An 11,376-nucleotide genomic window follows, 5' to 3' on the forward strand; every position below is an offset into this window, starting at 1 on the left:
AAGCGTGATCGCCGGAAAATGAGTCGCGAACGACCGACGCGACCTCGCGGGGTGGTCGCGGCCATCCAACACAGACGAGTGGCCTGCGTCCGAAGACGCAGGCCACTCGACCCCCAGTGATCGCGTATCCGCTGACGCGGACCCGAGAAGTTCTGTTGTCCCGGTCCCCCAACCGGGACGCTTCATAGCGTGCCGCAGCGCGCTGTCGTATCGCTGACGCGGCGATGACTCGTGCCGTCAGCGCCCGCCCTAGGCTGTGCCACAGCGAGGCGGAACGAGGGGACGCAAGGATGGGCGCTGGGCCGTGGTTCGGCCTTCTCGGCCCGCTCGAGGTGCGCATACAGGGTCGACCGGTGCCCGTTCGGGCAGGTAAGCACCGGGCGCTGCTGGCTGCCCTGTCGCTGCGCGCGGGCCGTGCCGTCTCAATTGGCGAGCTGGTCTCCTTCCTGTGGGGCGGCGACCCGCCCGCGCGCACCCGCGGCACGCTGCAGACCTACGTCATGCGGCTGCGGCAGCTGCTCGGCGACCCGTCGCTGATCCGGACCACTTCGGACGGCTACCGGTTGGTGGTGCCGCCGGAGCAGGTGGACGTGCACCGGTTCACCACCACGGCGGGGCTGGCGAGGCAGGCCGCGCAGTCCGGGCACCTGGCCGACGCCGCCGAGCTGTACGCCGAGGCGCTCGGCCTGTGGCGCGGGCCGGCGCTGTCGGACGTGCCGTCGGAGGCGTTGCGCGACGAGGAGGTGCCGCGGCTGGCCGAGCGGCTGCTGGTGGTGCACGAGGAGCGCAACGACGTCGAGCTGGCGCTGGGCAACCACGAGCGGCTGGTGCCCGTGCTGCGGTCGTTGACCGCGGACCACCCGCTGCGGGAGCGGTTCTGGGCGCAGCTGATGGTGGCGCTGTACCGGGGCAGCAGGCAGGCCGAGGCGCTGGAGGCGTTCCGGCTGGTCGACCGGCTGCTCGGCGAGCAGCTGGGCATCGAGCCCGGCCCGGCGCTGCGCGAGCTGCACCAGGCGATCCTGGTCGGCGACCCGAGCCTGGCCGCGCCCGCCGAGCGGGTCGACCCGGACGTGCCCGACCAGCTGCCGCCGGACGTGCCGGGCTTCGTCGGCCGGACCGAGCTGGTCGAGCGGATCTCCCGACTGATCGCGCCGGACGGCCCGCGCACGGCCGTGCCGATCGTGACGCTGACCGGCGTGCCCGGCGTGGGCAAGACGGCGTTGGCGGTGCACGTGGCGCACCGGCTGCGCGACCGGTTCCCGGACGGTCGGCTGTACGTGGACCTGCGCGGGTACGCCTCCGGCCCGGCCACGCCGGTGGTGGAGGTGCTGACCCGGTTCCTGCGCGCGCTCGGCGTGCCGCCGGAGCAGATCCCGGTGGACTCCGACGAGCAGAGCACCCTGTTCCGGTCGCTGCTGACGGGCCGGCGGATGCTGCTGGTGCTGGACAACGCCGCCGCGCCGGACCAGGTGCGCCCGCTGCTGCCCGGCGCGGCGAGCTGCCCGGTGCTGGTGACCAGCCGCGACGACCTGCGCGGGCTGATCGCCGTCGACGGCGCCCGGCGGGTCGGGCTGGACGTGTTCGGGCCGGACGAGTCGCTGGCCGTGCTGCGCCGGTCCGGGCCGGCGGCGGAGGAGCTGGCGCGGCGGTGCGGGCACCTGCCGCTGACGCTGCACATCGCGGCGGCGTCGGTGGCCGGCGGTTCGGTGGTGCGGTACCTGGAGAAGCTGGGCGACCGCCGTCCGCTCGACCTGGCGCACGCCGCCCTGACGCCGGGCGCGCGGCGACTGTTCGCGCTGCTCAGCGTGGTGCCGGGACCGGACTTCACGACGGAGGCGGCGGCGAACGCGGCCGAGCTGACCGTGCCGGAGGCCGCCGCGCTGCTCGGGCAGCTGACCAGGGCACGGCTGGTGGCCGCCGACCGCGGCCGGTACGCGTTCCACGACGAGCTGGCGCGGTTCGCGGCCGAGATGGCGGAGGCCGGGAACGAGGACGTGGCCGCGGCGCGCGTGCGGCTGCTGGAGTTCTACGTGCGCGCCGTCGACCACTGCGCCGAGCTGCTGTACCCGGACCTGATGCGGCTGCCGGCGCCCGCCGGGCGGGCGGTGCGGCTGCCGCGGATCGAGACGACGACGCAGGCGCGGGCGTGGCTGGACGCGGAGCGGCCGAACCTGACCGCGGCGATCCGCTCGGCGGCCGAACGGGGGCCGGCCGCGATGTCGTGGCAGCTGGCCGACGGGCTGCGCGGCTACCTGTGGAGCGGCAAGCACGTCACCGAGTGGCTGACGACCGCGCAGTACGGGCTGGACGCCGCGCACGAGCAGCGGGACGTGGCGGGCGAGGCGGCGATGCACCAGAACCTGGCCACCCTGCACTGGCGGCTCGGCGACTTCACCACGTCCATCGCGCACTACATGCGGGCGGTGGAGCTGCACCGCGTGTCCGGTGACCTCGCGTCGGAGGCGGGCGTGCGCAGCTACCTCGGCGTGGTGCGGATGGAGGCGGGCGACCTGGCGGGCGCCCGCGACGACCTGGAGATGTGCCTGGCGCTCAAGCGCGAGTCCGGCGAGCCGAGGTCGGGCGAGACGGGCGTGCTGACCGGGTTGGGCGTGCTGGCCATCGAGACCGGTGAGCTGGCCGAGGCGGTGGACCTGCTGGGCGAGGTGCTGGCGATCAGCGTGGAGCACGGGTTGCGGGGCAGCGAGATCACCGCGTTGACGCTCCTCGGCGTGGCGTCACAGCTCATGGGCGAGCCACAGCGCGCGCTCGCCCACCTGTCCGAGGCGTTGCGCCTGTCGGTGGAGGCGGGATTCCGCGAGGCCGCCGCACGGGTGCTGGAGAGCACCGCGTCCGTGCGGCTGGACTTGGGCGAGCACGCGGCGGCGCTGGACCTGGCCGACCGGGCGCTGGCCGAGCTGCGGGAGGGCGGCGACCAGCGGATCACCACGAACGTGCTGGTGGTGATGGCGTCGGCGAACCGGGGCCTGGGTTCCCTGCGGACGGCCGACGAGCAGTTCCAGCAGGCGCTGACCAAGGCGCGCCGGATCGGCTACCTGCCCGGCGAGGCGCGGGCCCTGATCGGCCTGGCTGGCGTGCGCCGGCAGCTGGGCCAGGTCGCGGAGGCCAAGGCGCTGGCCACCCAGGCCGTCACCCTGACGTCCAGCCTCGGCCTGCGGATCACCGAACGCACCGCCCGCACCGAGCTCGCCACCATCCACGACGCCCTGGGCGACCACACCGCCGCCGCCACCGAGACGACCCGCGCCGCCGACCTGCAAGACCAGATCGGCCACCCCTGACCACACCGCGCGTGTCCCACGTCCAGGACCCGCGTGTCCCTCGTTCAGGGACCCCCGGGTTCAACGCTCAGGAGTCGATCAAGCCGACCAGGCGGTCGGCCAGGTCGTCCCAGCGCCAGTTCCCGGTGACCCACTCGCGGCCCGCCGCGCCCATCTTCGCGGCCGTGCCCGGGTCGGCCAGCAGCGCGGCGACGGCGTTGGCCACCTCCGCCACCTCGCGCCCGTCGACCACCCGCCCCGTCACGCCGTCGCGCACGGTCTCCGGCGCACCGCCCGAACGCCCCGCCACGACCGGCAGGCCGGTGGCCGACGCCTCCAGGTACACGATCCCCAGGCCCTCGACGTCCAGCCCACGCCCGCGCGTCCGGCACGGCATCGCGAACACGTCACCGGCGTTGTAGTGCGCGGGCAGCTCCTCCCACGGCACCGACCCGGTCAGCACCACGTGCTCCGACACGCCGACCGACGCCGCCAGCCGCTCCAGCGTGCCCCGGTACGGCCCACCGCCCACCAGCAGCAACGCCGCGCCCGGCACCTGCCGCCGGATCTCCGGCAACGCGCGCACCAGCACGTCCTGCCCCTTGCGCGGCACGAGCCGCGACACGCACACCACCACCGGCCGGTCGCCCAACCCGTACCGGGCCCGCATCTCCGCCCGCGCCTCCGCCGACGGCGCGAACACCGACGTGTCCACCCCCGACGGCAGGTGCTCCAACGCCGCCATCGGACCGAACGCCGCCGCGAACCGCGACCGCGTGTACCGGCTCACGAACGTCACCACGTCCGCGTCCGACCCGATCCGCCGCAACGCCTGCCGCGCGCCCGGCAGCATCGACCACCCGACCTCGTGCCCGTGCGTCGACGCCAACACCCGCGAAGCGCCCGCGGCACGCAGCCGTGACGCCATCAGCGCCAACGGCGCGGCCGCCCCGAACCACACGGCGTCACAGCGCGCCCCGCGCAGGATGTCCGACGCCCGCCGCACGACGTCCGGCGTGGGCAGCATCAACGTCCCCGGGTGCCGCACCACCTCGAACGGCTGCGCCGCGTCGAACTCCGGGTGCGAGCCGGACGACGACTCCCACGACGGCGCGTACACCACCAGCTCGGGCAGCCGCACGGCCAGAGCGTGCAGGTAGGCCTGGATTCCGCCGGGCCGAGGCGGGAAGTCATTGGTCACCAGCAGGGTCCGACGCACGCGACCACGTTACGGGAACGACCGCCGCAGGAACTCCTGCCACCCGCGCACCAGCGCCGCGGTGTCCCCACCGGTCACCTCCAGCAGCACGCCGTCCACTTCGGACGCCCGAACCCGCGCCAGCCGCCGGTACAGCGCCACCAGCCCCGGCTCGCCGAGCGACGACGCCAGGTACAGGTTCAGCGACCACGCCTGCTGGTAGGCCAGCTCCATCCCGTCGCCGCGGAAGTCGGCGTCCGAGGGCAGCGACGAGGGCAACGACTGCCGCACCCGCGCGGCCAGCAGCGGCGCGGCCTTGGGCGGCGGCACGTCGCTGCGCCGGTAGCCCACGTAGTCCGCGAACCCCTCCAGCACCCACATCGGCGCGCCGTCCACGGTCTCGCCGCGCGCGGCGACGTGCGTGATCTCGTGCCGCAGCAGCACCCGCAACGCCAACGGCGACAACGCCCCCGCGCTGTCCGGGTTCAACACCACCCGTTGGCCGCGGGCGGTGTGCGTGTCCGGGTCCACCCGGTCGGCCACCGCGACGCCCGCGATCGCGCCGGTGGCGAACCCCGGTCCGACCAGCGCGACCATCTCCTGCGGGCTCGCCGGGATCAGCACGGCCACCTGGCGCGCCCAGGCCTGGCCCCACACCTCGGTCACGGCCGTGACGGCGCCGTCCAGCTCCGCCAGCACCCGTGCGGCGAGCACCTCGCCGCCGGGGTGGCTCAGCACGAACCCGCCGGTGCCCGTGAGCACGTGGCTCGGCCCGAAGTCCCACGGCCCGCGCCACGTGCGCTTGCCCAAGGGCTCCAGCGCGGTGTCGGAGTTGAGGTACCAGCGGTCGCCGCGCCGGGTGAACAGGTAGGCCATGCCCTGGCTGCTCGGCTCCACGTCCACGCCGCGGAGCCGGTACGACAGCCGCACGTCCGGCGCCCACACCTCGTCGGCTGCGGGCAGGTCCAGCCCAGCGAGGTGGGCACCGGTGACGTCGGCGCCCGTGGCACCGGCCCGCCCGTCGGCGCCGGGTTCCCGGTCGGCCACGTACTCCCACTCCGCCAACGGCACCGAGGCGAGGTTGCGGAACAGGTCGCGCTGCCGCTGCCGGAACCCGGCGTCGGCGAGGGGGTCGAGGTCCGCGGTGAAGGCCGTCTCGTCCCGGTCCAGCACGGCCCGCGCGCGCCGTTCGAGCAGCGCCCGCACGGCTTCCGAGCGCGAGGTGGCGGCGGGGTCGGCCGACGCGGGCGGCGCGGACGGGGTCGCCGGGACCACGGCCGTGACCAGTCCGGCGAGGAACGTCACGGCCACCAACGCGGCCAGCACACCCCGAAAACGGCTCACGAGCCTCCAAAGTCAACGGCAGGGCCACCCCCATAGAGGATGGCCCTGCCGGACGACGACTGTCAGCCCGCGATGCGCCGCATCGCGTAGATGCTGCCGGGGTTCTCCAGCGGCACCACCTTGACCGGGACGCCGTCGGTGGACGCGTGCACGACCCGCGCGTTGTCCACCGCCATGCCCACGTGGTTGCCACCGTTGTAGATGATCAGGTCGCCCGCCTGGACCTCGCCGCGGCTGACGGGACGCCCGGCGCCCGCCTGACCGCCGGAGGTGCGCGGGATCGTCACGCCGGCGTACGCGTAGGCCTTGGACGTCAGGCCGGAGCAGTCCCAGCGGTCCGGACCGGTCGCGCCGTACAGGTACATGTCGCCCTGCTGCTCCAGCGCGAACTGCAGCGCCGCACCCGCCGCGCCTGCGGGCACGTTGGTGGTGACACGCTGGCCGACGCTGGTCAGCGTGTTGCGCTCCTGCGCGGTCAGCCGGTTGAGCTGGTTCCTGACCTCGGTGATCTGGCCCTGCAGGTCGGTCTGCCGCTTCTTGACGTCGTCGGCGATCTTGATCGCCTCGTCGGTCGCGGCCTGCGCGCGGGCCTGGGCGTCCGCCGCCTTCTGCCGGGCGTCCTCGGCCGCGTCGACGGCGCCGGAGAGCCGTTCGAGGGACTCGGTGTTGTCCGACGCGAGCACGCCGAGCGCGGACATGCGGTTCAGGAAGTCCTGCTGGGAGTCGGACACCAGCAGCGCCGACAGCTGGTTGAACCGGGCGCCCTCGAACGACGCCTCCGTCAGCTTGTCGACCTGGACCCGGAAGGTCTCCTCGTCGGTCCGCGCCTGCTCGCCGGCCTGGGTCGCCTGCGCCAGGTCGGCGTTGGCCTTGTCCAGCTCGGTCTGGTTGGCGTTGCGCTGCTCTTCGGCGCGCAGGAGTTCTTCGTTGAGCTTGGTGGCCTGCTCGGCCAGCTCGTTGTACTTCTTCAGCGCCTCGGAGGCGTTCGCGGGGGTGTTCGGCTGGGCTCCGGCGGGTACGGGCAGGACGCCCACCGCGGCAGCGGCCACCGCCGTGGCCGCCATCGCCCCGCGCAGGCCGCGCTTGAGTCGTTGCGACGCCACAGTCGCGTGTGTCTCCTTCGTCTGATCCCGCCTGCCGGCCGGGCGCAGGACGCAACCCGACACACCTCTGGTGAGAGATTCCGGCTCGGCTCCCCGACAGGCCGATTCGGCGGTGAACCCGCGTCGCGGCCCAGGATGGACCACTGCTCGCCGCGAGATCTCGGCTAGGTTACGAAAAGTGAGGTCCGGCGTCCACTAGCGGGGCAAGGAAATCACGTCGAGTTCACCTTTGTTCTCAAACGGCCTAGCTGTGACCTGGTCGTGTGACCACCGGTGGTGTTAAAAACACGATCTGTGTCACACACGGCCCAGGCGTGCGAGCAGCACCGCGGACGGCACCGGGTGCGCGCCGCGCCGCCGGACGGAATCGGCCACCGCCCGGTCGGACGTCACCACGACCACCGGACGGCCCTCGGGCTCGGCGGTCACCAGCGCCCGGATCACGTCGTCGGCCAGCACGCCCGGATCGCTGAACAGCACCCGCACCCCGCGCGGCGCCGACGTCGGCACGGCCACCACGCCCGCGCCGTCGAACACCAGCGTCACCTCCGCGCCGGTGCGCGCCGCCAGCACGGCCAACTGGTGCACCAACCGGTCCCGCTGGTCCGACAGCGACAGCTCCGGGTAGCCCGTCTTGGTGACGTTGTAGCCGTCCACGATCAAGTGCACGGCGGGCAGCGCCAGCAACCGGTCCAGCGCCGCCGGGTCCTCCACCCGGCCGACCGCGCCCTGCGCCGCGCTGGCCCCGCGCACCAGGTCCGCCGGCCGCGGGCCCGCGCCGCCCAGGGCCAACTCCCGGCGCAGCCCGTTCACCGCGCCGTCCAGCGTGTCGACCAGCAGGGCCAGCCGCACCTCGTCGGCCTGCCGCGCCTCCTTGGCCGACTGGCGCGCCACCTCCGCGTCCGACTCGGCCCGCTGCGCCTTGGCGCGCTCGTGCTCGGCGCGCTCGCGCTCGCGGTCCCGTTCGGCGGTCAACCGGCGCAGCGCGGCCTCGGCCTCCGCGCGCACCCGGTCCGCCTCCGCCGACGACGACTCGGCCCGGTCCTTGGCCTCGCGCAGCCGCACGCCCTGCTCGCGCAACCGTTTGCGCAGCCGTTCCAGCTCGGCCTCGGACGCCTCGCGGATCTTGTCCACCGCGCCGCCCGCCTCGGCCCGCTCCGCCTTGAGCCGCTCCAGCTCGACTTCGAGCCGCTCGGCCCGCTGCACGGCCAGGTCGCGCTCGGAGCGCAGCGCCGCGTCCGCCACGCGCCTGCCGACCAGCTCGATGAAGTGGGACGCGACCTCCTCGCCCTGCAGGATCGCCGCCGCGCCGGCCGCCACCGGGTCGGGCGAGGTCACCTCCAGCGCCGCCGGCCGGTTGCGCCGCAGCCACTCGACGACCGCGGCCCGGAAGTTCGCCGACGACTTCAGGCCGCCGACGAGCACCGGCGCGCCCAGTCGGGCCCGCTTGGTGGGCGCGAACCGGGCGACCGCGCGCAAGGACTGCGGGATGTCGACCTTCGCCAAGTCCCCCAACGCATCCGCGCTCAACTCCGCGAGCCGCGCGCGCAGCGGCTCGGGCAGGGCGGACCAGTCCACAGTGGACTCGACGGCCTGGGCCGGTCCCAGGTCGTCCGCGTCGGCCGGTGGCTCGATCGGGTCTTGCACCCGTACAGGCTAGCTGTGCCGCGTGACGTCGCTGTGCTCGATCACCGCCGCTCCGCGCCGGACTGTCGGTGGGTGCCGCTACGGTGCGCCGCGATGACTACTCAGCTCACGTTCGACGAACTGGGCACACCGCTGCGCGAGACCACGTTCGTCGTGTTCGACCTGGAGACCACCGGCGGCCGGGCGGACGGCGACGCGATCACCGAGATCGGTGCGGTCAAGGTGCGCGGCGGGCGGGTGATCGGCGAGTTCGGCACCCTCGTCGACCCCGAGCGGGGCATTCCGCCGCAGGTCGCGGCCCTGACCGGGATCACCCAGATGATGGTGACCGGCGCGCCGAAGCTGACCACGGTGCTGCCCGCGTTCCTCGAGTTCGCCGCCGGCGCGGTCCTGGTCGCGCACAACTCCGGCTTCGACGTGGGGTTCATCAAGGCCGCCTGCGCCCGGCACGGGTACACGTGGCCCAAGCCGACCGTCGTGTGCACGGTGAAGCTGGCCCGCCGGGTGCTCAGCCGGGACGAGGCGCCGAGCTGCCGGTTGTCCGCGCTGGCCCAGCTGTTCGGCGTGTCCGTGCAGCCGAACCACCGCGCGCTGATCGACGCCCGCGCGACCGTCGAGGTGCTGCACCACCTGCTGGAGCGGGTCGGTTCGGTCGGCGTGCACTCGCTGGAGGAGCTGGTCGCCTACCTGCCCGAGGTGACGCCGGCGCAGCGGCGCAAGCGGACGCTCGCGTCGCACCTGCCGTCCACCCCGGGCGTCTACCTGTTCCGCGGGCCGTCGGAGGAGGTGCTGTACGTCGGCACGGCGTCGGACCTGCGGCGACGGGTGCGGCAGTACTTCACCGCGAGCGAGGGCCGCAAGCGGCTGCGGGAGATGGTGTCGCTGGCCGTGCGGGTGGACGCGGTGGAGTGCGCGCACTCGTTGGAGGCGGAGGTGCGGGAGCTGCGGCTGCTGACCGCGCACAAGCCCGCCTACAACCGGCGCTCCAAGAACCAGGGGCAGGCGTGGTGGCTCGTGCTGACGGACGAGGCGTTCCCGCGCCTCTCCGTGGTCCGCACGCCGCGTGAGGGCGCGCTCGGCCCGTTCCGGTCCCGGCGGCTCGCCGAGACGGCGCTGGAGGCGGCGCTGGAGGCCGTGCCGCTGCGGGCGTGCTCGATCCGGATCCCGGCGCGCAACGCCTCCGCCACGCCGTGCGCGCTGTTCGAGCTGGGCAAGTGCAAGGCGCCGTGCGCGGGACGCCAGTCGGTGGACGACTACTCCCCCGCCGCGTCGGCGTTCCGCCGGCTGGTCGCCGGTGCGGACGTCGCGCCGCTGCGGGAGCTGACCGCGCAGATCGACGCGCTCGCCCTCGCGCACCGGTTCGAGGACGCCGCCACCCGCCGTGACCGGATGTCGTCGTTGGTGCGCTCGTTGGACCGGGCTCAGCGGCTCGCGGGGCTGGCGGCGCTGCCCGAGGTGGTGGCCGCGCGGCCGGACGGGTCCGGCGGGTGGGAGTTCGCCGTGGTGCGGCACGGGCGGCTGGCGTCGGCCGGGGTGGCGCGGCGCGGCACGCGGCCGATGCCGGTGGTCGACGCGCTGGTGGCGTCGGCGGAGACGGTGATCCCGGGCGAGGGCCCGCTGTTCGGCGCGCCCGCCGAGGAGGTCGGCGTGGTGCTGCGGTGGATCGACCGGCCGGGCACGCGGCTCGTCTACTGCGAGCGCCCGTGGACCTCGCCCGCGTTCGCCGCCGGCGCGTGGCGGGAGTGGGTGGCGCGCGCCGAGGCCGGTCGCGACCAGTACCGGATGGCCGGCCACTAGCATGTGGTCGGTCGATACCCCGACGACTTGTGGAGGACCGCTGTGATCACCGCGATCGTGCTGATCCAGGCCGCCGCCGAGACCATCCCGGACGCGGCGCAGGCGATCGCCGACATCGAGGGCGTCACCGAGGTCTACTCGTGCGCCGGCGACGTCGACCTGATCGCCCTGGTCAAGGTCGCCCGGCACGAGGACCTCGCCGACCTGGTGCCCGGCCACATCTCCAAGGTGCCCGGCGTGCTGAACACGGACACCCACATCTCGTTCCGGTCGTACTCGAAGCGCGACACGGACGCGGCGTTCGCCATCGGCCTCGAAGACGCCTGACCGACCACCCCGGTCAGACCGCCCCCAACCACTCGCGGAGCACGGCGTAGTCGTCGTCCGCGAGCCCTCGGCGCGGGTCCACCCGGTGCAGCAGGGCCGGGCCGGGGTGGTGCTCGGCCACCCACGCGCGGTCGGCGTCGGTCAGCTCGTCGTCCACCCAGGCGAACGGCCGGCCCGCCGCCCGGGCCACGAGGGCGCGGGTCTTCCAGTGCAGCCCGGCGCGTTCGTCGTGCTCATCGGCCTCGGACGGCTCCGGCCACACCACCACCGGCAGCCGCGGCAGCCCGATCCGCGGCGCCACGTCGTCGTTCGCGTCGGCCATCCACGTGGTCGCCCAGACCAGCTCGCACGGCAGCGCCGCCAACCGCGGGCCGTGCCGGGGGTCGAGCCTGGCCACCAGCGGGTTCGCCCCGGCCGGGACCGTGCCGAAGGTCGGGTACCGGTCGCCGCCGAACGGGATGAGCGGCCCGTCCACGTCGAGGAACAACAACGGGCGCCGGTCGAGGTCTGCCACGACGGCACGATAGCCGCCGGCGCCGGGAGCAGGGGTTCGCCGGCGCGCGCCGGGAGCAGGGTTCGCCAGCGTCCGCCGGGAGCAGGGTTCGCCAGCGTCCGCCGGGAGCAGGGTTCGCCAGCGTCCGCCGGGAGCAGGGTTCGCCAGCGTCCGCCGGGAGCAGGGTTC

8 protein-coding genes are annotated in these 11,376 nt (G+C 74.5%); 3 read left to right on the top strand and 5 right to left on the bottom strand.

All coding sequences use genetic code 11. The annotated features are described in order from the left end of the window. Nucleotides 1-353 precede the first annotated feature (353 nt). Nucleotides 354-3,299 carry an AfsR/SARP family transcriptional regulator gene (locus AB0I91_RS26515; RefSeq protein WP_498773659.1) on the top strand — a complete coding sequence of 982 codons (2,946 nt, stop codon included), beginning with the start codon at nt 354-356 and terminating at the stop codon, nt 3,297-3,299. 67 nt (nt 3,300-3,366) lie between these two features. Here AB0I91_RS26515 and AB0I91_RS26520 read toward each other — a convergent pair whose 3' ends face one another. The 4 genes from AB0I91_RS26520 to AB0I91_RS26535 all read right to left on the bottom strand — a co-directional run bounded on the left by AB0I91_RS26520 (nt 3,367) and on the right by AB0I91_RS26535 (nt 8,570). Next, nucleotides 3,367-4,497 (bottom strand): glycosyltransferase family 4 protein, encoded by a 1,131-nt coding sequence (locus tag AB0I91_RS26520; RefSeq protein ID WP_498773657.1) that lies wholly within the window; start codon nt 4,495-4,497, stop codon nt 3,367-3,369. 9 nt (nt 4,498-4,506) lie between these two features. Next, entirely contained in the window at nt 4,507-5,820 is a 1,314-nt protein-coding gene (locus AB0I91_RS26525) for a basic secretory protein-like protein (RefSeq protein ID WP_499639340.1), read from the bottom strand. Nucleotides 5,821-5,882: 62 nt separating this feature from the next. Then, the gene (locus AB0I91_RS26530; RefSeq protein WP_498773653.1) at nt 5,883-6,923 is read right to left on the bottom strand and encodes a C40 family peptidase; all 1,041 of its coding nucleotides are present in this window, start codon (nt 6,921-6,923) and stop codon (nt 5,883-5,885) included. A 297-nt stretch (nt 6,924-7,220) separates the two neighbouring features. Then, a complete protein-coding gene (locus AB0I91_RS26535) occupies nt 7,221-8,570 on the bottom strand; it encodes an NYN domain-containing protein (protein WP_499616578.1) in 1,350 nt (449 codons plus the stop codon). A gap of 93 nt (nt 8,571-8,663) precedes the next feature. On the opposite strand from AB0I91_RS26535, the gene AB0I91_RS26540 reads away from it, so the two are divergent. Together AB0I91_RS26540 and AB0I91_RS26545 are read left to right on the top strand one after the other, a co-directional pair. After that, complete coding sequence (locus tag AB0I91_RS26540) at nt 8,664-10,367, top strand: DEDD exonuclease domain-containing protein (protein WP_498773649.1); 1,704 nt, start codon at nt 8,664-8,666, stop codon at nt 10,365-10,367. Nucleotides 10,368-10,409: 42 nt separating this feature from the next. Beyond that, nucleotides 10,410-10,694 carry an Lrp/AsnC family transcriptional regulator gene (locus AB0I91_RS26545; protein ID WP_053718754.1) on the top strand — a complete coding sequence of 95 codons (285 nt, stop codon included), beginning with the start codon at nt 10,410-10,412 and terminating at the stop codon, nt 10,692-10,694. Nucleotides 10,695-10,707: 13 nt separating this feature from the next. Here the strand turns inward: AB0I91_RS26545 and AB0I91_RS26550 are convergent, their stop codons facing one another. Next, on the bottom strand, nt 10,708-11,208 hold the full coding sequence (locus tag AB0I91_RS26550) for an HAD domain-containing protein (protein WP_499639342.1): 501 nt from the start codon (nt 11,206-11,208) through the stop codon (nt 10,708-10,710). Nucleotides 11,209-11,376: the final 168 nt, after the last annotated feature.

The sequence above is a fragment of the Actinosynnema sp. NPDC049800 genome (genome assembly GCF_040656635.1).
Lineage (GTDB): Bacteria > Actinomycetota > Actinomycetes > Mycobacteriales > Pseudonocardiaceae > Actinosynnema.